Genomic DNA, 21,177 nt, shown 5'->3' with positions numbered 1-21,177 from the left:
TCCACGTTCCCCGACCGCCCCCGCGGCCCGGACTTCCACAGGAGCCCACCCCGTGCCCGCCGCCCGCCCCCGCATCACCCTGATCACCACCGGCGGCACGATCGCCGGCGCCGCCGCCTCGGCGACCGATCTGCGCGGCTACACCGCCGGGCAGCTCGACGGCGCCGACCTCCTCGCCGCCGTGCCCCAGCTCGCCGGACTCGCCACCGTCAGCGCCGAGCCCCTGTTCGCCCTCGACAGCAAGGACATGACGCCCGCGCACTGGCTGGCGCTGTCGCGCCGGGTGCAGGCCCTCGTCGACGACCCCACGGTGGACGGCATCGTCATCACCCACGGCACCGACACCCTGGAAGAGAGCGCCTATTTCCTCACCCTCACCGTCGCCCGCCGCAAGCCGGTGGTGCTCACTGCGGCGATGCGCCCGGCCACCGCACTCTCGGCCGACGGCCCGCTCAACCTTTATCAGGCCGTGCAGCTCGCCGCCCGCCCGGCGGCCGCGCGCGCTGGCGTGCTCGCCGTGCTCGGCGACCGCATCCTGCCCGCGGCCACCCTCGCCAAGCGCCACCCCAGCGCCGTCGACGCCTTCACCCAGCCCGGCGCCCTCACCGTGACCGCCAGCGACACCGCCCTGCAAGCCCTCGCTGGCCCGCCCGCCGCCCCGCTGCGCCTGCCCGCCGGGCTGACGCAGCTGCCGCCGGTGGAAATCCTGACCGTGGCCGCCGGCAGCACGCCGGCCCTGCTCGGCGCGGCGGTGCGGAGCCTGCACCGCGCACCCGACAGCGGGGAAGAAAAAGGCGCGGGCGGCGCCGACGCAGGCGCAGGCACAACCCGGCAGCGCCGAGGGCCTTCCCGCCCCGGCGGCGGCCTGGTGCTGGCCCTGCCCGGCAACGCCAGCCTGCCCGCGCCCTGGCGGGCGGCGCTCGAAGCACTGCCGCCGACGCTGCCGGTGGTGCTCGCCAGCCGCTGCGGCGGCGGCACCGTCGCGCGCGGCCACGCGCTGCCCGCGCACTGGCTGCACGCCGGCCCCCTCGACGCGCTGAAGGCACGCGTGCGCCTGATCGCCGCCCTCGCCGCCGGCCTGCACGGCGCCCGCCTGCAGCGCTGGTTCGAGCGCGTCTGAGCGCCTCCCCGCCGCCGGCCGGGGCCACCCGCGCGCCACGCCCCGGCGTCACCGGCCGGAGTCACAGACCAGGGTCGGTTCCACCGCCGGCGAGCGCGGTCTCGACCATGCGCCGCGACAGGTGGGGGGCGAAGCCCTCGATGAAGGCATACACATAGGTGCGCAGCCAGGCGCGCCGGCGCAGACCGATGCGGGTGGTGCTCGACTCGAACAGGTGGGAAGCGTCGACCATCCCCAGGCGGCGGTCCTCGTCGGCGTCGTAGGCCATGCGCGCGAGGATGCCGATCCCGAGGTCGAGCTCGACGTACTTCTTGATCACGTCCGAGTCGATCGCCGACAGCACCACGTTGGGCTTCAGGCCGCGGCCGAGAAAGGCCTTGTTGATCAGGCCGCGACCGGTGAACGCGTCATCGTAGGTGATGATCGGGTAGCGCGCGATCGCCTCCAGGGTGAGCGGCGTCTCGCGCAGGATGGGGTGGCGCGGGGTGGCGACCACGCAGCGGTTCCACTGGTAGCAGGGCAGCATCACCAGCTCGTCGAACTCGGCGATCGCCTCGGTAGCGATGGCCAGATCGGCGGTGCCGTCGAGCACCATCTCGCCGACCTGGCGCGGGTTGCCCTGGTGCAGCGAGAGCTTGACCTGCGGGTAGCGCTGCATGAAATCACGCACCACCCCGGGCAGCACGTAGCGCGCCTGGGTGTGGGTGGTGGCGATCGACAGGCTGCCCACCGCCTCGTTGGCGAATTCGTCGCCGACCTGCTGCAGGTTGTCGAGGTCGCGCAGCACACGCTCGGCGATCGCCAGCACCGTGCGCCCCGGCTCGGTGACCGCCACCAGGCGCTTGCCGTGGCGCTCGAAGATCTCGATGCCGAGCTCGGCTTCGAGCTGGCGGATCTGCTTCGACACCCCCGGCTGCGAAGTGAACAAGGCGTCGGCCGCTTCGGAAACATTGAGCCCGCGGCGGGCGACTTCGTGGATGTAGCGCAGCTGCTGCAGGTTCATGGCTTAGTCTATATAACAACAGGTTCTTAAAGTCTAACTTAAAAATCCTTTTTAAAGCTAAGCGAAGTCTTTACGATGCGCCGCACCATCGAGGAGCGCAGCGCATATGGAATTCGCTTACACCATCGCCGGTTTCGCCGTAGGCGCCATCGTCGGCCTGACCGGCGTCGGCGGCGGCTCGCTGATGACGCCGCTGCTGGTGCTGCTGTTCGGCATCCACCCCTCGGTGGCGGTCGGCACCGATCTGCTCTACGCCGCGATCACCAAGACCGGCGGCACCCTCGCGCACGGTCTCAAGGGCACGGTGGACTGGAAGATCACCCGCCTCCTCGCCGCCGGCAGCCTGCCCGCCGCGGCCCTGACCCTGGTGCTGGTCGGGCGCTTCGCCCCCGGCGGCATCGACGGCACCGCCAGCCTGATCAAGGTGGCGCTCGGTTTCGCCCTGCTCCTGACCGCGGTCGCGCTGATCTTACGCAGGCACATCCAGGCCTTCGCCCTGGCGCGCTTCGGCGGGACCCCGAACCCGGCGCGCACCGCCCGGCTCACCGTGCTCACCGGGGCGGTGCTCGGCGTGCTGGTGTCGATCTCCTCGGTCGGCGCCGGCGCCCTCGGCGTCACCGCCCTGTTCTTTCTCTACCCGACGATGCCTGCGCTGCGCATCGTCGGCTCCGACATCGCCCACGCGGTGCCGCTGACCGCGGTCGCCGGGCTCGGCCACTGGTTCCTCGGCAGCGTAGACTGGCTGCTGCTGGGCAGCCTGCTGGTCGGCTCGCTGCCCGGAATCTGGCTCGGCACCCACATCTCGACCCGCATCCCGGACCGCGTGCTGCGTCCGATCCTGGCCACGATGCTGGTGCTGGTCGGCGCCAAGCTGATCAGCCACTGAGCAACGCATTCCGCCCTCCACCCCGGAACCGACAAGAGAGACACCATGTACCAGTACGACGAACACGACCAGCGCCTCCTCGACGAGCGGGTCGCCCAGTTCCGCGATCAGACCCAGCGCTATTTCGCCGGCGAACTGAGCGACGACGAGTTCCGCCCGCTGCGCCTCCAGAACGGCCTCTACATCCAGCGCCACGCGCCGATGTACCGCATCTCGGTGCCCTACGGCAACCTCGCCAGCCGCCAGTTGCGCATGCTCGCCCACCTCGCGCGCACCTACGACCGCGGCTACGCCCACTTCACCACGCGCACCAACGTCCAGTTCAACTGGTCGCCCCTGGAAGCCATTCCCGAAATGCACGCCCAGCTCGCCAGCGTGCAGATGCATTCCAACCAGACCTCGGGCAACGACATCCGCAACATCACCGCCGATCCGTTCGCCGGCGTCGCCGCCGACGAGATCGCCGACCCCCGCCCGTTCGCCGAGATCCTGCGCCAGTGGTCGACCTACAACCCGGAGTTCGCCTACCTTCCGCGCAAGTTCAAGATCGCCTTCAACAGCGCGCGCGAAGACCGCGTGGTCCTCCGCGTCTATGACATCGGCCTCGACCTGATCAAGAACGGCGCCGGCGAACTGGGCTTCCGGGTGCTGGTCGGCGGCGGCCTCGGGCGCACCCCGATCCTCGGCGAGGAAATCGCCGCGTTCGTGCCGTGGCCGCACCTGATCACCTACTGCGAGGCGATCCTGCGCGTCTATAACCGCTACGGCCGCCGCGACAACATCTGGAAGGCGCGGATCAAGATCCTGGTGAAGGCGCTCGGCGTCGCCGAATTCCGCCGCCTGGTCGAAGAGGAATGGGCCCAGGCCAAGGACGGCCCCAGCACCGTGACCGAAGCCGAGCTCGCGCGCGTCGCCGCGCACTTCGCCCCGCCGCCGTATGAGACCCTGGCCGCGCGCGACTCCGGCTTCGAAGCCCGGCTCGCCGAAAACAAGGCCTTCGCCGCCTGGGCCGGGCGCAGCGTGCGCGCCCACCGCCAGCCCGGCTACGCCTCGGTGGTCCTGTCGCTGAAGAAGACCGGCGTCGCCCCGGGCGACATCAGCGCCGAGCAGCTCGACCTCGTCGCCGACTGGGCCGACCGCTTCAGCTTCGGCGAAGCGCGCATGACCCACGAGCAGAACGTGGCGCTCGCCGACGTCCGCCAGGCCGACCTCTTCGAACTGTGGCAGCTCGCCCGCGAGGCCGGACTGGCGACGCCCAACATCGGCCTCCTGACCGACATCATCTGCTGCCCCGGAGGCGACTTCTGTGCGCTCGCCAACGCCCGCTCGATTCCGATCGCGGCGGCGATCCAGCAGCGCTTCGACGACCTCGACTACCTCCACGACATCGGCGAGATCGACATCAACATCTCCGGCTGCATGAACTCCTGCGGCCACCACCACGTCGGCCACATCGGCATTCTCGGCGTCGACAAGAACAACCAGGAGTGGTACCAGATCACCCTCGGCGGCACCCAGGGCAACGCCACCGCGCTCGGCAAGGTGATCGGCCCATCCTTCGCCCACGACGAAGTGGTCGGCGTCATCGAGCAGCTGATCCAGACCTATCTCGAACTGCGTCATGCAGACGAGCGCTTCATCGACACCGTCCATCGCGTCGGCATCGACCCCTTCAAGGACCGCGTCTATGCCGAGCGCCAGCCGCAAAGGAACCCCGCCCATGTCTGACAAGATCATCAAGAACGGCCGCATCGTCACCGACGAGCGCCGGCTCGTCGTTCTCGCCGAAGGCGAAGCCGCAGCCGACATCGCCGTGCCCGCCGGTCCGGTACTGGTGCCGCTGGCGGTGTGGCAGGCGCGCCGCGACGCGCTGCTGGCGCGCGCGCAAGGCGGCGAGCTGGGCGTCTGGCTGGCCGCCGGCGAAGACGTCGCCGCGCTCGCCGACGACCTCGACACCCTGACCGTGATCGCCCTCCAGTTCCCGAAATTCACCGACGGCCGCAGCTACTCGGCCGCCACCGTGCTGCGCACCCGCTACGGCTACCGCGGCGAGCTGCGCGCGATCGGCGAAGTGCTGCGCGACCAGTTCAACTACCTCACCCGCTGCGGCTTCGACGCCCTGCAGCCGCGCCCCGGGCGCTACACCGACGAACAGCTCGCCGCCGCGGTCGCCAGCATCGGCGACTTCAGCCAGCCCTACCAGCGCTCGGTACAGGATCCGCTGCCGCTGTTCCGCCGCGTCGAGCGCAGCGCTCCGCCCCAGGTGCAACGATGAACTCCGGCGTCTCCGCGCTGCGTCCGCCCGCGGCCAACCCGGCCACCCGCCCGCAGCTGAGCGCCGAACTGCGCGCCGCCGTCGATGCCAAAGCCACCGCCGCGCTCGCCCTGCTGCGCACGGCGGTGGCCGAATTCGGCGCCGGCGGCGAACTCGCTTTCGCCAACAGCTTCGGCGCCGAAGACATGGTGCTGACCGACCTGATCCTCGCCAACGCGCTGCCGATCGAGATCTTCTCGCTCGACACTGGGCGCCTGCCGGCCGAAACCTACTCCCTGATCGGCGCGGTCGAGCGACGCTACGGCACGAAGCTGAAAATCTACTTCCCCGACGCCGGCGCGGTTGAGCACTACGTCCGCAGCCACGGCATCAACGCTTTCTACGACTCGGTCGAGCTGCGCAAGGCGTGCTGCGCAGTGCGCAAGATGGAGCCGCTGCGCCGCGCCCTGGCGGGCAAGAAGGCCTGGATCACCGGTCTGCGCGCAGCGCAATCGGTGACCCGCAGCGGCCTGCCGGTGCGCGAGTTCGACGCCGGCAACGGCCTCGACAAGCTCAACCCGCTGTCGGACTGGAGCGAGACCGAGGTCTGGGCCTATATCCGCACCCATGACCTTCCTTACAATGCGCTCCACGACCAGTTCTACCCCAGCATCGGCTGCGCCCCGTGCACCCGCGCCATCGCCCTCGGCGAGGACGTGCGCGCCGGGCGCTGGTGGTGGGAAGATCCGGCCAGCAAGGAATGCGGCCTTCACGTCAAGAAGGGCTGACCATGCACGGCAAGCACCCCGCCAGCGCGCCCCACGGCGCAGTGATCGGCGCCCGCCGGCGCCGCCTGCAGCAGCGCCTCGCCGCCCTCCACGCCGGGTTGCGTGCCGCCCTGCGCGCCTTGCGCTCACACCCGATCAAGCATCCGCAACGGTAACCACATCATGTCCACGCTGACCAAACAGACGCTGTCCCATCTCGACTGGCTCGAAGCCGAAGCCATCCACATCCTGCGCGAAGTCGCCGGCCAGTGCGCCAACCCGGTGCTGCTGTTCTCCGGCGGCAAGGATTCGATCTGCCTGCTGCGCCTGGCCGAGAAGGCCTTCCGCCCGGGCCGTTTCCCCTTCCCCCTGATGCACATCGACACCGGCCACAACTACAAGGAAGTGACCGACTTCCGCGACCAGCGCGCTTCTGAACTGGGCGAGCGCCTGATCGTGCGCTCGGTGGAAGACTCGATGGCGCGCGGCACAGTGGTGCTCAAGCATGCGCTGGAGAGCCGCAACAAGCACCAGTCGGTGACCCTGCTCGAAGCGATCGAGGAGTTCGGCTTCGATGCCTGCATCGGCGGCGCGCGGCGCGACGAGGAAAAGGCGCGGGCGAAGGAGCGGATCATGAGTTTCCGCGACGAGTTCGGCCAGTGGGACCCGAAGAACCAGCGCCCCGAGCTGTGGAACCTGTACAACGCGCGCAGCCACAAGGGCGAGAACATCCGCGCCTTCCCGATCAGCAACTGGACCGAACTCGACGTCTGGCAATACATCGAGCGCGAGCAGCTCGAGCTGCCGTCGATCTACTTCGCCCACGTCCGCCCGGTGGTGAGGAAGAACGGCCTGCTCCAGCCGGTGACCGAGGTCACCCCGGCGAAGGACGGCGACGTGGTGGAAAACATCCGCGTGCGCTTCCGCACCGTCGGCGACATCACCTGCACGGCGCCGGTCGAATCCGACGCCGACACGGTGGACAAGATCCTCGCCGAGACCGCGACCACGACGATCACCGAGCGCGGCGCGACGCGGATGGACGACCAGACTTCCGAAGCGTCGATGGAGCAGCGCAAAAAAGAAGGCTACTTCTGACCCGCGACCGAACACAGAGAATTGAAGGAATCATGACCATGTCCGCCCCTGAACACCTGCCCGAGATCGACAACGGCCTGCTGCGCTTTCTGACCTGCGGCAGCGTCGACGACGGCAAGAGCACCCTGATCGGCCGCCTGCTGTTCGACACCAAGACCATCCTCGCCGACACCCTCAACGCGATCGAGAAGACTTCGGCCAAGCGCGGCATGAGCGCGGTCGACCTGTCGCTGCTCACCGACGGCCTGCAGGCCGAGCGCGAGCAGGGCATCACCATCGACGTCGCCTACCGCTACTTCTCCACCGGCCGGCGCAAGTACATCATCGCCGACGCCCCGGGCCACGAGCAGTACACGCGCAACATGGTGACCGCGGCGTCCACCGCCAACCTCGCCATCATCCTGATCGACGCCCGCCGCGGCGTGCTCACCCAGACCCGCCGCCATTCCTACCTGGCAAGCCTGGTCGGCATCCCGCACCTGGTGGTGGCGGTGAACAAGATGGACCTGGTGGACTACGACCAGGCGGTGTTCGAGCGCATCAAGGCCGACTACCTCGCCTTCGCCGCCAAGCTCGGCATCAAGGACGTGCGCTTCATCCCGATCTCGGCGCTGGCCGGCGACATGATCGTCGACCGCGGCGAGCGCCTGTCCTGGTACGACGGCCCCACGCTGCTCGACATCCTCGAAAACGCCCCCGCCGCCCACACCGAGCAGGCCGAGGACTTCCGCTTCCCGGTACAGTTCGTGTGCCGTCCGCAGGACTCGGCCAACCCCGCGCTGCACGACTACCGCGGCTTCATGGGCCGGGTCGAGTCGGGCGAAATCGCCGTCGGCGACGCCGTCACCGTGCTGCCTTCGGGCGCCACCAGCCGGGTGAAGGCGATCGAACTCGGCGCCGCCGCACTGCCGCGTGCGATCCACGAGCAGTCGGTGACCCTGCTGCTGGAAGACGAGATCGACATCTCGCGCGGCGACATCATCGTCAAGTCGGCCGAAGCGCCGGAGCCGGTCAAGCAGATCGACGCCACCGTGTGCTGGCTCGCCGAGGCGCCGCTGTCGCCGGCGCGCACCTACCTCGTGCGCCACACCACCCGCGAAGTGAAGGCCAAGCTGGCGAAAATCGACTATCGGCTGGACGTCAACACCCTCGAACACGAAGCCGCCAGCGGCCTGGCGATGAACGACATCGCCCGCGTCACGCTCAAGCTCGCGCAGCCGATCGTCGCCGACCGCTACGCCGACAACCGTGCCACCGGCGCCTTCATCATCATCGACGAGAGCACCAACAACACCGTCGGCGCCGGCATGATCGGCTGACCGGCTTCGCATCGCGCCCGGCCCGGGCGTCACGGGGTCGCCGGCAGTCCGGGCGACCCCGTTTTTCATTCCGTCGCCGCACCATCCAGCGCGACCCCGAAGAGTTGGTCGCCGCCGCGCGGATCGAGCCGGCGGAGCGGCGCACAGCGATGGCGGCGCAGACGGCGAAGGTCGCGCACCCGTACACGCAGCGGCAGGGCGGCTACCCCCGGCGCCCGGGTTCCGATCGGTTTCCCTTAATCGGTTTCCCTTAACAAGCCACAGCATTATTAAAGTTTAAGCGCTAAGCTTGATCAGATCTGAATCCTGTCAAAGCTACCGGTGCGCAAATCCGACCTCTCTCCCGAGCGCCAGACGCGGCTCGAGCCCGTACCGGGCAAGCCCGGCGTGTTCGCGCTCGACTCACCGCCGATCGGGCGCCTGGAGGACTTTGCAGGGAGGCTCGCAGCCAGCGACCGCATGGGTGAAGCACTGCGCCTGCTGGAACATTTACGCGAAGAAAGCGCCCGGCTGCCACAGCCCGATCTCGTCACCCGCACCCTGATCCGCCGCGAAGCGGTGCTCAGCAGCCATATCGAAGGCACCCGCTCCGAGCTGGAAGACCTGTTCGAATACGAATGCACGCTCGACGACAGCCGCCTGCCCGCCGATGTGCGCACGACGCTCGCTTATGTGAATGCGCTCGAGGTCGGCCTGCGGACCGTGCGGGCCGAGGGCTCAGCCGCCTTCCAGCTTCCCTTCATCCAGACACTCCACCGCCACCTGATGGAGGACGACGCCTCCTATCGGGACGTCCCCGGGCAGCTGCGGACGGTACAGAACTGGGTTGGCGGCCTGCGGATCGAGGACGCCCGCTTCGTGCCCCCCCTTCCCGAGCGCCTGCAGGCCGGTCTCCAGGACCTGATCGGGAACGTGCTGGACTATCGCCCCGAAGGCGTGATGGCAATGCACGTGCTGCGCCGTGCCGCAATCGGGCATGCGCAGTTCGAGAGCCTGCACCCGTTTCGCGATGGCAACGGCCGTACCGGACGCTTGCTGATCCCGCTGCAACTCGCGGCCGAGGGCTACCCCCCGCTCTACGTCGCTGGCCCGCTGTACCGCAATCGTCACGAATACTTCGACCGCCTGCTCGACGTACAGCTGCGCTCGGGCTGGCAGGGCTGGATGGGTTTCTTCGCGCAGGCCGTGATGGTCGCCTGCGCGGAGGCGCTCGACACGACCGGGGCGCTGATCGCGCTACGCGAGCGCTGGCGGCTGGCGGTGTCCGGCCAGCGCGCCGACTCCGCCAGCCGCCGGCTGGTCGAACTCCTGATCGGTCAACCCGTGGTTACGGCGATGCAGGTCGGCCGGCAGCTCGGCGTATCTTTCCCCACCGCCAATCATGCGCTGACGACTCTTGTGCGTGCGGGCATCCTGCGGGAGCCGGGCAGTCGGCGTAACCGGATCTTCGTGGCGGACGAGGTGATCCGCATCCTGGAAGGCCGCTCCACCTCGCCACCGGATCGGCAATGGCCGGCGTAGGCTGCGGCGCGCTCAGAACCCCAGCGCGGCCCCGGCGCCGAGCAGGGTCGCAACCCCGAGCGCGGCGAAGAGCGCGGCGGCGATCCCATGCACCAGCTTCACCGGCATGCGCTGGGCGATGCGCTCGCCGAGCAGCACCGCGGGCACGTTGGCGATCATCATTCCCAGCGTGGTTCCGAGCACCACCGCGACCAGCGCCTGGTACTGCGCGGCCAGCGCCACCGTCGCCACCTGGGTCTTGTCGCCCATCTCGGCGAGGAAGAATGCCACCAGCGTGGCGCCGAACACGCCCAGCCGCGGCAGCCGGGTGTCGTCTTCGTCGAGCTTGTCCGGAATCAGCGTCCACAGCGCCATCGCGAGGAAGGACAGGCCGAGCACCCAGCGCAGGGCCTGCGGCCCCAGCAGCGTGGTCAGCCAGCTGCCGAGCGCGGCGGCGAAGGCATGGTTGGCCACGGTCGCGGCGAAGATGCCGAGCACGATCGGCCACGGGCGGCGGAACTTGGCGGCGAGCAGGAAGGCGAGGAGCTGGGTCTTGTCGCCGATTTCGGCGAGGGCGACGATGGAGGTGGAAACGAGAAAGGCGTTCATTCGGTCGGGACGGCTTCAGCGCGGGGCGCGGTATTGTGCCTCGAATTGCGCCGCCGTCAGCGGCCGGGCGAAAAGATAGCCCTGGGCCAGGGTACAGCCGCGCTCGCGGAGAAAGCGCAGCTGCGCCTCGTTCTCCACCCCTTCGGCGACCGTCCGGATCTTCAGGATGCGGCCGAGTTCGATGACCAGGTTGACGATCGCCGCGTCCTCCGGGTCGGTGGAAATGTCGCACACGAAGGCCTGGTCGATCTTCAGCTTGTCGATCGGGAAGCGGCGCAGGTAGGCGAGGCTGGAAAAACCGGTGCCGAAGTCGTCGATCGCCAGGCTCACCCCCAGCGCCTTCAGCCGGCGCAGGCGCTCGAGGGTGACGCCCCCGCCGTCCTGCACCAGGACCGACTCGGTCAGCTCCAGTTCGAGTTGCGCGGCCGGCAGGCCGCTCTCGGCGAGCACCCGTTCGAGCAGTTCCACCGGGTCGCTGCGGTGGAACTGGAGGGCCGAAAGATTGACCGCCACCGGCACCGCGAACCCGGTCCGGCGCCAGCTCTCGGCCTGGCGGCACGCCTCGCGCAGCGCCCATTCGCCGAGCGGCACGATCAGTCCGCTTTCCTCGGCGACGGGAATGAAGCGCGCCGGCGACACCTGCCCGAGTTCGGCACTGTTCCAGCGCAGCAGGGCCTCGACACAGGCCACTTCGCGCGAGCCCAGATCGAACTGGGGCTGGTAGTGCAGGGACAGCTCGCCGCGTTCCGCGGCGCCGCGCAGCAGGTTCTGGATCTGCAGCCGCTCGCGGGCTTCGGCATTCATGCGCTCGGTGAAGAAGCGGTAGGCGTTCCGCCCCGCTTCCTTGGCGTGGTACATCGCAGTGTCGGCTTTCAGCAGCAAGGTGTCGAAGTCGGCGCCATCGTCGGGGTAGAGCGCGATCCCGATCGAAAAGCTGCAGGCCAGCACATGGCCGTCGACCTCGAAGCCGGGCGCCATCGCGTCGAGGATGTCGGTGGCGATGCGCGACACGCTCTCGAGCTCGCTCAGTGCGGTGAGCACGATCAGGAACTCGTCCCCGCCCTGGCGGCTGACCGTGTCGCTGCGCCGCACGCAGCCCTCCAGCCGGGTCGCCACGGACTTCAGCAGGGCATCGCCGACGCTGTGGCCGAGGGTGTCGTTGATCATCTTGAAGTGATCGAGGTCGAGGAACATCAGCGCCACCCGCTGCTGGGTGCGCGCCGCCAGCGCCAGCGCCTGCTCCAGGCGGTCGCGCGCCAGCATCCGGTTCGGCAGCCCGGTGAGCACGTCGTGGTGGGCCAGGTAGGCGAGCCGGGCCTCGATCGCCTTGCGCTCGCCGATGTCGGCGAAAATCACGATGTAATGCGTCAGGGCGCCCCCCCGGTCGCGCACCGCGCTCGCCACCAGCCACGCCGGATACGGCGTGTCGTCCCGCCGCCGGCTGCGCACCTCGCCCTGCCAGTGGCCCTGCTCCCCGACCGCGGCCCAGATCCCGGCCAGCGCGGCCGCTTCGTCGCCGTCCCCGCCGCACAGGAAGGCGGGCTCGCAGCCGAGCACCTCCGCCTCGGCATAGCCGCTGATGCGGCTGAATGCCCGGTTGGCGGCGATCACCCGGTGCCCGGCGTCGACGATCAGGATCGCCTCGCCGCTGTTTTCGAAGACCTGGGCGGCCAGGCGCAGCTGCTCGCGCGCTTCGGCCTGCGCCCGCAGGTCGATGTCGACGCAGTACATTTCGAGGCCGCCGCGCGCATTGCGCAGCAGCGCGTGGCTCGAGAACACCGGGATCCGGCTGCCGTCCTTGGCCAGCGTTTCGATCTCGCCGGCGGGAATCGGCTGCCCGCCTTCGATCCAGGCGCGATGCAGGCGCTGCACCTGCGCGCGCGCCTCCGGGGGCACGATCAGTTCGTCGAAACGGCGCCCGAGCGCCTCCTCCCGGCGATAGCCGTAGAGGCGCTCGCTCGCCGCATTCCAGAACAGCACGCGGCGGTCTTCGTCGTAGCCCTGGACGGCGATGTGCTCGACGTCCTCGAACAGCGCACGGAAGCGCTGCTCGCTGCCCTTCAGGTCGGTGATCTCGCGCACCACTGCGAGCACGTCTGCCCCGCTTCCCGCCCCCGCCTCCCGCGTCATCGGCGACAACCGGGCGCTGAACCAGCGCCGCTGGCCGCCGAAGGTCAACGGGTAGTCGATGGTCCGCGCCCGGCCCTCGCCGCGCACCGCCGCCAACGCGGCGAGGTAGGCCGCGCCCACTTCGGCGGGGAGGCCGATCTTGTCCACCGGCTGGCCGTGGAATGCCGAGGGCGGAATGAACAGCAGCGGATGCTCCGCCGGGTAGTGTTCGACGATACGGTTGTCGGCGTCGAACACGAAGAGCAGGTCATCCACCGAGGCCAGCGTCAGCTTGAGGCGCTCGGCCAGGCGGCGGGCGCGCGCACTCGAGGCCTCGATCGTGCGGAACTGCGCCAGCAGCAGCACGAACAGCAGGGCGGCGGTGACGGCGACGAAGCCGCCCCCTTTCCAGGTCTGCAGTTGGGCGTAGCGCCCCGGCTCGCTCGCCAGCAGCGCCAGCCAGGCGTCGGAAAAGGCGATCCACAATCCCGCACCGAGCGCATAGGCGAGCGCCACCAGCAGCGCTCTGCGGGCGGGACGGTGGCGGCGGGCGGGCTCGCTCATATCGACAGATCCTGATTGCTCCGGGGCCAGCATGCGCGCTTGCGGGTGTCGGTCGCGAGGAAATGATTCACGTCGGGTATTACGGAATGTAACAGCCTGGCCGGCCGCATCAAGCCCCCCGCGACCGCATCGCCATCCGATACACCAACGGCACCGCGAACAGCGTCAGCACCGTGGAAAACCCCAGCCCCCAGACGATGCTCGCCGCCACCGGCCCCCACATCAGGGATTTGCCTCCCAGCCCCACCGCGAGCGAGAACAGGCCGCCGATGGTGGTGGTGGACGTGATCAGGATCGGCACCACCCGCCGCCGCCCAGCATAGATCGCGGCGTGCTGCACGCTCATCCCGGCGGCGCGGCGCTCGTTGGCGGCATCGATCAGCACGATCGCCGAGTTGACCGCGATCCCGGTCAGGGCGATGACTCCGTACAGGGTGTACAGCGACAGCGGGTTGCCCGACACCAGCAGCCCGAACACCACTCCGGTAAACGCCAGCGGCACCGTCAGCAGGATGATGAAGGGCTGCCAGTAGCTGCGGAACTGGGTGGCGAGGATCAGGTAGATCAGGCCCAGGCCGAGGACGAAGAGCTTGCCCATCGCATCGAGGCTTTCCTCGATGTCCTCGAGCTCGCCGGAGAAGTCGAGCTCGACGCCGGGGTATTGCGCCCCGAGCTGCGCCCAGGCCGCCTTCAGACGGTCGTTGGCGGCCACGGTGTCGAGCTGGCTGCGGTCGAGTTCGGCCTCGACGGTGATCGCGCGGGTGAGCTGGTAGTGGCGGATGTAGCCTTTCGACAGGCGCAGCTCGTACCCGAGCAGCTCACCCAGCTGCACGCTGCCGCCGCCGGCCAGCGGCACCGTGCGCTGCAGCAGCGCGGTGACGTCGGCGAAGGTCTCGGGGCGGGCGCGCACCAGCACTTCCACCTTCTCCCCGGCGTCGCGGGTGGTGGCGACGACTTCGCCTTCGCCGTAGAGGCGCAGCAGGCGCGCGACTTCGGCCGCGCCGACGCCGGCACGGGCGAGCTTCTCGCGGTCGAGCGACAGGCGCATCTCGTTGCGCCCGGGAACGTCGTCGTCGGTGAGATCGCGGACGCCGGGCAGGCGCGCCACTTCGGCGCGCAGCGCATCGGCCGCGGCGCGCAGCCGGGGGTAGTCGTCGGACTTCAGCTTCACCGAGATCGGCTTCGCCGTCGGCGGCCCGCCCTTTACTTCGAGGAAGGCGTAGCGCGCCTCGCCCTGCAGTGCCTCGATCCGCGGGCGGACGGCGGCGACGATCTCCCCGGTGTCGCGCCGCCCCCCGCCGCGCGGCAGCAGGGAAACCAGCACCTGCCCGTACTGGTCGCCATACACCGGCTCGGTGTCGGTGAACTTCAGCCCGGCGTAGCTGGCGAGGGCGCGCAGCTCGGTGCCGTCGATCGCCTCCGCGAGCACCGCGGCGGCCCGCTCGGCGGCGGCCAGCGTGCGCTCGGGGGGGGTGCCGGCGGGCATGTCGACGCTGACGTAGAACAGGCGCTTCGAATCGAAGGCGAAGAACTGGACCTTCACCAGCCCGCCCGCCACCGCGCCCCCCGCCACCGCCATCACCAGCACCAGCGCGACCAGCCCGAGGCGCGGCCGGCGCAGCACGCCGACCAGGGCGCGGGCGTACTTCACCCGCAGCACGTGAGTGAAGCGCTCACGCAGCACCTGCGCCCGGGTGCGCCGGCGGGCAGGCTCCGGACGCAGGCCGAGGATGTGCGCGGGCAGGATCCAGAACGCCTCGAGCAGGCTCACCAGCAGGCCGACGGTGACCACGAACGGCACCACGAACATGAACTTGCCGAGGATGCCGGGGAGCAGCATCAGCGGCAGGAAGGCGGCGACCGTGGTCAGCACCGCGCTCAGCACCGGCAGGCCCACTTCGCCCACGGCCGCGACCACCGCCGCGGCCGGCGCTTCGCCGCGCTGCAGGCGGTAATAGACCGCCTCCACCACCACCACCGCGTCATCGACCAGCATGCCGAGCGCGATCACCACGCCGAGCAGCACGGTCAGGTTCAGGGTCGAGCCGATCAGGTCGACGGCGATGAAGGTACCGGCGAGCGCGAACGGCACCCCCAGCCCGACCAGCAGCGCGAGGCGCGAGCCGAGGAAGACCCAGCACATCCCCAGCACCGCGGCGAGGCCGAACAGCGCGTTCGTCTCCATCACTCCGATCGCCTGGCGGGTGGCATGGGTCTGGTCGTCGATCAGCGTCAGCTGCAGTCCCTCACCGGCAAGCAAGGGGTTGCGCTCAGCGGCGAAACCCTGCAGGCGCTCGACCAGCGCCAAGGTGTTGGCGCCGGCCTGCTTGGTGATCGACAGCAGCACCGCCGGCCGCCCGTTGTAGCTGACCAGTTGGTCGGCACGCTCATGGCCGCGCACCACCGCCGCCACTTCATCCACCGCCACCCGCCCGACGGGAGTCACCACCGCCACCTGGGCGAGGGTCTCGGGGTCGGGAGTCTTGCCTTCGAGACGCGCCAGCCACTCCCGATCCGTGACCCGCACCCGGCCGGCCAGGGTGTTGCGGAACCAGGCCGCCACTCCGTCGGCGAGCGCGACCGGCGACAGCCCCGCCGCAGCCACTCGCGCCGGATCGAAATCGACCTGCAGCTGCGGCTCGTCGAAACCGGCGGCAATCACCTGATCGACCCCGGCGAGGCCTTCGAGCGCTTTCTTCATCGTGAACGCGGCGCGCCGCAACGGCTCCCCGCCCGCCCCGTGGAGCACCAGGATCGCGGTCGGGAAGCCGTTCGAGCTGGTGATCTCGACCACCACCGGGTCCTTCGCCTCGGGCGGCAACTCGGCCGCCGCCTTGTTCTGGATTTCGCGGCGCAAGTCATTGACGCGCTTGTCGAAACGGCGCTCGGACAGCTCATCGAAGCGGACCAGGATCGAGGACACGCTTTCGCGGCTCGACGAGGACACGAAGCGGATGTCCTTGACCTGGCGGATCGCATCCTCAAGCGGCCCGGTGAGCTCGCGCTCGACGTCTTCGGCCGACGCCCCGGGCAGGCTGGTGACGATGCTGACCCAGTTGAAGTTGATCTCCGGGTCCTGTGCCCGCGGCATCGTCAGATAGCTCAGCAGCCCGCCGAGCAGCACCATCAGGAAGGCGATGTTGGCGAGCGGAGCGTTGCCGATCAGGCGCTCGTAGAGGGCCTTCATCCCGCCCTCTTCACGGCGCCGCCTTCACTGCGGGTGCGGCGCGCTCGAGGGCGAAGCGGCCCTCGTCGATGAGCGCGGTGGCGGGCGGCCAGTCCACCGCCACCGGGCGGCCGGCCTGGGCTTCGGGGAGGGCGACGAAGACCGGCCGACCGTCGCGCTCGACCCAGGCCCCGAGCACGCCGTCGCGCTGCTGCACGTAGGCCGGCGGCAGGTGGGGGCGCGCGCTGCGCCAGCGCAGCTCGCCGGCGAGACCGGGAGGCAACGCGGCGGCGGCGGCGAACACCGCTTCGCGCACCTGGCCCGCGGCCTCGAGCAGCGGCGACACCCGCAACAGGCGCAGCGCATGGCTGCCGCCGCCGGCGTCGAAAGTCCACCCGCTGGCGGCGAGCAGGCTGTCGATCCGGGCGGCCGGCACCTGCGCGCGCACTTCGGCGTCGGCGCTGGCGGTGAAGCGCAACAGGGGCGTGCCGGGAGCGGCGAGATCGCCGACCGCGGCCAGGCGCGCGCGCACGACGCCGTCGAAGGGGGCGCGGATCACGCAGCGCGCGAGCGCCAGCTCGGCCCCCGCCAGGGCGGCCGCGGCCGCGGCGCGCTCGCTTTGCAGGACGCCGAGCTCGGTTTCGCGGATGCGCAGGCCATCGGCGCTGATGAAACCGCGCGCGGCCAGCGCGCGCGCCTGCTCGAGCTGGGCGCGGGCAAGGCCAATGCGGCGCTCGACGAGGACGAGCTGGGCCCGGCCGCGCTCGCGCTCGATGCGGTAGGCGGCGTCGTCCAGGCGCGCCAGTTCGGCGCCGCGCCCGGCGGTTTCGCCTGCGCGCACCGGCAGGGCGACGACGCGCGCCGCCACTTCGGCCGCGAGGCTCGCCTCTTCGCGCGGATGCACCGCGGCCGGGGCGCGGAATTCGGGGTGGAGGGCGATCGTCGACAGCGGACGGCTGTTCCAGCCCTGGGCGGACACGAGCAGCGGCCACAAGGCGAGCAGGACGGTGAGAACCTTCATCAGGGCAGCGGGGAGCGGGAGCGGAGGGGGCGGGAGGGGGGAGAGCGAAAGCGCAGGACGGTGGCGCGATCAGCCTTCATCGATGACGCGGAACCCGAGCGTCGGCGCGGTGAAGTCGTCCGGCGCCGTGCCGAGGACGATTTCGCCCTCGCCGTGCAGCGTGCAGCGTTCGCGGCGCAGCTGCACCGGCGCCGCGGCGCCGGCGAAGCGCACCCAGCTGCCGTTGCTGCTGAAATCGGTGAGCACGCACTGCTCGCCGGCCCATTCGATGCGGGCATGGCGCCGCGACACGCGCGGATCGTCCACCGCGAAGCCCGCGCCTTCGCCGCGGCCGATGATCAGCGGGCCGTCGCCGGGGTAGAGCTCGATATGCTGGTCGAGGCAGCCGAGGTCGACGCGCTGCAGCGGGCGCGCGCCGCCGAGCAGTTCGTGGTAGTCGAGCAGGCTCGCCAGGGTGGTTTCGGCGGTGCGCGCGAAGTCCACCCGCCACACCCGCAGCGGCTCGGCCTTGCCCTTGAGGGTGATGCGGTCGAGGCTGTGGCAGGCCAGGCGCAAGCCCTCGGACAAGCCGCCGAACACCGCTTCGCCGATCAGCACTTCACCGGCCTGGGCGCGGTCGCACAGGCGCGCGGCGACATTGACCGGGTCGCCGTAACAGTCGCCGTCGTATTCGACCACGGCGCCGCGGTCGATACCGGTCTTGACTCCCAGCGGAGCGCAACGCAGCTCGACGCTGGCCAGCTCCTGCAGCACTTCCTGCAGGCGCGCGCTGGCCTGCACCGCGGCGACCGGATCGTCGAACAGCACCAGCACGCCGTCGCCGAGGAACTTCACGATGTAGCCCCCGGCGGCAGACAGGTGGCGGCTCAGCACGTGCGTGCACCGGGTGACGATCTGCGTCGCCACCACGTTGCCGGCCGACTCGAACAGGCCGGTGCTTCCTGTCAGGTCGGCGAATACCACGGTCCTCGTCGATTGCTCCACACCGCCCTCTTCTCTGGCTATCCGCCCGCCGCCCCGGCACGGCGGGACGCACGGCTATCGCTGCATTGCGGGAATGCCCGATGCTAGCATTCCGACCGCGGGCCGTCACCGCTCCGTCCACATGCGCTCCGCCCGCATACCGCCGTCCGAACGCCGCCAGCCGCGGCGTTCAGCCCAGGTCGATCGCGCGCAGCGCGGCGGCGAGCAGCGGCGCGACGCTCACCGCATTGCTCGGATGCGCGATGCAGTCCGTGCTCCAGACTTCGCCGACGCCAGCGGCATGGATCCGTTCGAGCGCCCCGTCGGCGAACAGCGCATGGGTGACCGCGACATCGACCGAGGCGGCACCGGCCGCGCGCAGCCGCTCGGCGGCGCGCGCCAGGGTGACGCCGGAGCTGGCGACGTCGTCGACCAGCACCACCGCGCGCCCGGCCACAGCCGCCTGCGGCGGCAGCGCGATGTCGACCTCGCGGTCGCCGCGCCGCGTCTTCGCGCACACCACCGCCTCCAGGCCGTGGCGCACTGCTGCCGCCTCCACCCACTGGCGGGACTCGGCGTCCGGCCCCACCAGCACTGGCCGGGCGCGCCGGGCGACGGCGAGATCGGCAAGCAGCGGCGCTCCGCACAGGGCGACGGCATGGTGCACCGGCACCGCCTCGGCGAGGCTGGCGATGCGGTGCAGGTGGGGGTCGATGGTGATGACCGCCGCGAACAGCCCGGCGAGAAAGTCGCCGACGATGCGCTGGCTCACCGCCTCGCCGTCGTGGAAGGCCGCATCCTGGCGCATGTAGGCGAGATAGGGCGCGACCAGGCCCAGGCGGCGGGCCCCCAGGGTCGTCGCCGTGCGCGCCGCCAGCAGCAGCTCGACCAGCTTGTCGTTGGGGCGGTGCAGGCCGCGGTACACCACCACCTGCGGCGGCAGCAGCGGCGGCAGGCGCAGGCGCAGTTCGTCGTCGGGAAAGCGGTGGCGCTCGATCGCCGCCGCCGCCAGCCCGGCCTGCGCGGCCAGGCGCAGCGCGGGACCGGCCTCGTCGTCGAAATACAGCAGCATGGTCTCGGCAGTCGTCATTGCAGGCCCCCCCCAAAAACGTTTTTCGATTCACGGCGGGTGGAGAACACCGTCCACCGCCCAATGCGCCCGGCAGGCTCAGAATTCCACGAACAGCAGCGGCATTTCGTCCGCTTCGCCCAGGCTGTAGCCGGACGCGCGCTGCGCCGCCTGGCGGGCGAACTCGAGGTCGGCCGGATAATCGGCATGAACGCGGTACAGGGCCTCGCCGCGGTGCACCGGCTCGCCGAGCTTTTTCAGCAGATCCACTCCCGCGCCCTGGACCTTGGGCGCACCGGCGAGGCGGGCGATGCGCGCGAGCTGGTGGTTGTCGATGCCGATCACCATGCCGTCGGCCTCGGCCAGGAGTTCGAAGCTCAGGCGCGCCAGCCGTGGCGCATTGTGGTCGAAGGGCTTCGCCCCCTGGGCGCGGATGATGGCGTCCATCTTCGCCAGCGCGCGCCCCGAGTCGAGGATGTCGCGGGCGATCGCAAAGCCGTCGCCGCCGCGCACGTCGGGGTCGAACTCGAGCATCCGCCCGGCCAGGCGCAAGGCCTTCTGGCGCAGGTCGTTGGGCGCGCGCGGATCGTTCTCGAGCACGCGCATCACGTCGCGCGCTTCCAGCACCGGGCCGATGCCGTTGCCCACCGGCTGGCGGCCGTCGGTGATGACGACGTCGATCGCCAGGTTCATGCGCCCGGCGACGAACTCGAACAGCTTGCGCAGGCGCTGCGCCTCGGGCATCGAGCGCACCTTGGCGCTGGGTCCGACCGGGATGTCGAGGAGCAGGTGGGTGGAGCCGGCGGCGACTTTCTTCGACAGGATGGAGGCGACCATCTGCCCCGGCGAATCGATCGACAGCGGACGCTCGACCGAGATCAGCACGTCGTCGGCCGGCGACAGGTGAGCGGTGCCGCCCCACGCCAGACAGCCGCGGTGGACGCGGACGATGTCGGACAAGACCTCCATCGGCAATTCGACGTTGGCCAGCACTTCCATGGTGTCGGCGGTGCCCGCGGGCGAAGTGATCGCACGCGACGAAGTCTTCGGGCACAGCATGCCGTGGGCAGCGACGATCGGCACCACCAGCATCGAGGTGCGGTTGCCGGGAATGCCGCCGATGCAGTGCTTGTCCACCACCGGGCGCTCGCGCCAGTCGAGGCGGTGGCCGACCGCGGCCATCGCCTCGGTGAGGAACAGCACTTCCTCGCGGTCGAGCTCGCCCTGGTTGCTGGCGACGACGAAGGCGGTCAGCTCGATCTTGGAATAGCGGTGCTCGGCGATGTCGCGCACGATCGCGCGGAAGTCCTCGCGGCCGAGGCGCTCGCCGGCGATCTTGCGGTGCAGCGCAGGAATCGACGACGGCGGCTCGGCCTGCGCGATCATCGCCGGGTGGCCGTCGGCGACGCCCATCTGGGCGAAGGCGTCGATCGACAGGCCGATTTCGCCGCAGCCGACGATCGCTGGGTCATCGACGACGTTGAGGGTGGCGAGGATGCGCCGGCCGTTGGCGCGCACTTCGACCTTGGCCAGGGCCTGGAAGCCTTCGGCGCGGTAGATCGCGCAGTCGCGATGGAGGTAGGCGACGTTCTCGCGGTAAGTGTCGACCGCCACCCGGCGCAGGGTGAGCGGAAAGGCGGTTTCGCCCTCGCCGGGCGGGGAAGGAAGATCGGCGTTCATGGCATCAAGATTACACCCGCAGCGAGCGCAACGCAGACGCCCACTGCGA

At 70.3% G+C, this 21,177-nt stretch carries 17 protein-coding genes; 9 read left to right on the top strand and 8 right to left on the bottom strand.

The annotated features are described in order from the left end of the window. Positions 1-52 precede the first annotated feature (52 nt). Positions 53-1,120: an asparaginase gene (locus tag Tharo_RS03945; RefSeq protein WP_107220068.1), complete on the top strand. Its 1,068-nt coding sequence runs from the start codon at positions 53-55 to the stop codon at positions 1,118-1,120. 61 nt (positions 1,121-1,181) lie between these two features. Here Tharo_RS03945 and cysB read toward each other — a convergent pair whose 3' ends face one another. Then, positions 1,182-2,123 carry an HTH-type transcriptional regulator CysB gene (gene cysB, locus Tharo_RS03940; RefSeq protein ID WP_107220067.1) on the bottom strand — a complete coding sequence of 314 codons (942 nt, stop codon included), beginning with the start codon at positions 2,121-2,123 and terminating at the stop codon, positions 1,182-1,184. A 106-nt stretch (positions 2,124-2,229) separates the two neighbouring features. On the opposite strand from cysB, the gene Tharo_RS03935 reads away from it, so the two are divergent. The 8 genes from Tharo_RS03935 to Tharo_RS03905 all read left to right on the top strand — a co-directional run bounded on the left by Tharo_RS03935 (position 2,230) and on the right by Tharo_RS03905 (position 9,968). Then, positions 2,230-3,009, top strand: a complete 780-nt coding sequence (locus tag Tharo_RS03935) for a sulfite exporter TauE/SafE family protein (RefSeq protein WP_107220066.1) — start codon at positions 2,230-2,232, stop codon at positions 3,007-3,009. A 45-nt stretch (positions 3,010-3,054) separates the two neighbouring features. Beyond that, entirely contained in the window at positions 3,055-4,737 is a 1,683-nt protein-coding gene (locus tag Tharo_RS03930) for a nitrite/sulfite reductase (protein ID WP_107220065.1), read from the top strand. Beyond that, entirely contained in the window at positions 4,730-5,284 is a 555-nt protein-coding gene (locus Tharo_RS03925) for a DUF934 domain-containing protein (RefSeq protein ID WP_107220064.1), read from the top strand. Before Tharo_RS03930 ends, Tharo_RS03925 begins: the two co-directional genes overlap by 8 nt. Next, positions 5,281-6,051, top strand: coding sequence for a phosphoadenylyl-sulfate reductase (locus Tharo_RS03920; RefSeq protein ID WP_107220063.1), 771 nt, complete (start codon positions 5,281-5,283; stop codon positions 6,049-6,051). The genes Tharo_RS03925 and Tharo_RS03920 overlap by 4 nt, the downstream gene beginning before the upstream one ends. Before the next feature lie 2 nt (positions 6,052-6,053). Next, positions 6,054-6,206: a hypothetical protein gene (locus tag Tharo_RS17635; RefSeq protein ID WP_170110006.1), complete on the top strand. Its 153-nt coding sequence runs from the start codon at positions 6,054-6,056 to the stop codon at positions 6,204-6,206. Positions 6,207-6,213: 7 nt separating this feature from the next. Further along, positions 6,214-7,128, top strand: a complete 915-nt coding sequence (cysD, locus tag Tharo_RS03915; protein WP_107220062.1) for a sulfate adenylyltransferase subunit CysD — start codon at positions 6,214-6,216, stop codon at positions 7,126-7,128. Between the two features lie 38 nt (positions 7,129-7,166). Beyond that, positions 7,167-8,447 (top strand): sulfate adenylyltransferase subunit CysN, encoded by a 1,281-nt coding sequence (cysN, locus tag Tharo_RS03910; RefSeq protein WP_107220061.1) that lies wholly within the window; start codon positions 7,167-7,169, stop codon positions 8,445-8,447. A 321-nt stretch (positions 8,448-8,768) separates the two neighbouring features. After that, on the top strand, positions 8,769-9,968 hold the full coding sequence (locus tag Tharo_RS03905; protein ID WP_107220060.1) for a Fic family protein: 1,200 nt from the start codon (positions 8,769-8,771) through the stop codon (positions 9,966-9,968). A gap of 12 nt (positions 9,969-9,980) precedes the next feature. On the opposite strand, the gene Tharo_RS03900 is transcribed toward Tharo_RS03905, so the two are convergent. From Tharo_RS03900 to Tharo_RS03870, 7 genes are all read right to left on the bottom strand, one after another. After that, positions 9,981-10,556 (bottom strand): TMEM165/GDT1 family protein, encoded by a 576-nt coding sequence (locus Tharo_RS03900; protein WP_107220059.1) that lies wholly within the window; start codon positions 10,554-10,556, stop codon positions 9,981-9,983. 15 nt (positions 10,557-10,571) lie between these two features. After that, on the bottom strand, positions 10,572-13,229 hold the full coding sequence (locus Tharo_RS03895; protein WP_159051656.1) for a sensor domain-containing protein: 2,658 nt from the start codon (positions 13,227-13,229) through the stop codon (positions 10,572-10,574). A 109-nt stretch (positions 13,230-13,338) separates the two neighbouring features. Beyond that, positions 13,339-16,416, bottom strand: coding sequence for an efflux RND transporter permease subunit (locus tag Tharo_RS03890; protein WP_107220057.1), 3,078 nt, complete (start codon positions 16,414-16,416; stop codon positions 13,339-13,341). A 10-nt stretch (positions 16,417-16,426) separates the two neighbouring features. Further along, positions 16,427-17,416 carry an efflux RND transporter periplasmic adaptor subunit gene (locus Tharo_RS03885; protein WP_107220056.1) on the bottom strand — a complete coding sequence of 330 codons (990 nt, stop codon included), beginning with the start codon at positions 17,414-17,416 and terminating at the stop codon, positions 16,427-16,429. Positions 17,417-17,485: 69 nt separating this feature from the next. After that, complete coding sequence (locus tag Tharo_RS03880; RefSeq protein ID WP_107220055.1) at positions 17,486-18,400, bottom strand: adenylate/guanylate cyclase domain-containing protein; 915 nt, start codon at positions 18,398-18,400, stop codon at positions 17,486-17,488. 169 nt (positions 18,401-18,569) lie between these two features. Beyond that, positions 18,570-19,469, bottom strand: a complete 900-nt coding sequence (locus tag Tharo_RS03875) for a ribose-phosphate diphosphokinase (RefSeq protein ID WP_107220054.1) — start codon at positions 19,467-19,469, stop codon at positions 18,570-18,572. Positions 19,470-19,547: 78 nt separating this feature from the next. Further along, positions 19,548-21,128, bottom strand: coding sequence for a thymidine phosphorylase family protein (locus Tharo_RS03870; protein ID WP_107220053.1), 1,581 nt, complete (start codon positions 21,126-21,128; stop codon positions 19,548-19,550). Between the last annotated feature and the right edge of the window lie 49 nt (positions 21,129-21,177).

The sequence above is a fragment of the Thauera aromatica K172 genome, from assembly GCF_003030465.1.
GTDB lineage: Bacteria > Pseudomonadota > Gammaproteobacteria > Burkholderiales > Rhodocyclaceae > Thauera > Thauera aromatica.
This window is presented reverse-complemented; position numbering and strand designations above follow the sequence as displayed.

Coding starts and splice junctions, on each gene's coding strand:
- Tharo_RS03895 (WP_159051656.1), bottom strand. CDS start 13,229: ATGAGCGAGCCCGCCCGCCGCCACCGTCCCGCCCGCAGAGCGCTGCTG.
- Tharo_RS03925 (WP_107220064.1), top strand. CDS start 4,730: ATGTCTGACAAGATCATCAAGAACGGCCGCATCGTCACCGACGAGCGC.
- Tharo_RS17635 (WP_170110006.1), top strand. CDS start 6,054: ATGCACGGCAAGCACCCCGCCAGCGCGCCCCACGGCGCAGTGATCGGC.
- Tharo_RS03900 (WP_107220059.1), bottom strand. CDS start 10,556: ATGAACGCCTTTCTCGTTTCCACCTCCATCGTCGCCCTCGCCGAAATC.
- Tharo_RS03890 (WP_107220057.1), bottom strand. CDS start 16,416: ATGAAGGCCCTCTACGAGCGCCTGATCGGCAACGCTCCGCTCGCCAAC.
- Tharo_RS03920 (WP_107220063.1), top strand. CDS start 5,281: ATGAACTCCGGCGTCTCCGCGCTGCGTCCGCCCGCGGCCAACCCGGCC.
- Tharo_RS03870 (WP_107220053.1), bottom strand. CDS start 21,128: ATGAACGCCGATCTTCCTTCCCCGCCCGGCGAGGGCGAAACCGCCTTT.
- Tharo_RS03930 (WP_107220065.1), top strand. CDS start 3,055: ATGTACCAGTACGACGAACACGACCAGCGCCTCCTCGACGAGCGGGTC.
- Tharo_RS03875 (WP_107220054.1), bottom strand. CDS start 19,469: ATGACGACTGCCGAGACCATGCTGCTGTATTTCGACGACGAGGCCGGT.
- Tharo_RS03935 (WP_107220066.1), top strand. CDS start 2,230: ATGGAATTCGCTTACACCATCGCCGGTTTCGCCGTAGGCGCCATCGTC.
- cysB (WP_107220067.1), bottom strand. CDS start 2,123: ATGAACCTGCAGCAGCTGCGCTACATCCACGAAGTCGCCCGCCGCGGG.
- cysD (WP_107220062.1), top strand. CDS start 6,214: ATGTCCACGCTGACCAAACAGACGCTGTCCCATCTCGACTGGCTCGAA.
- cysN (WP_107220061.1), top strand. CDS start 7,167: ATGTCCGCCCCTGAACACCTGCCCGAGATCGACAACGGCCTGCTGCGC.
- Tharo_RS03885 (WP_107220056.1), bottom strand. CDS start 17,416: ATGAAGGTTCTCACCGTCCTGCTCGCCTTGTGGCCGCTGCTCGTGTCC.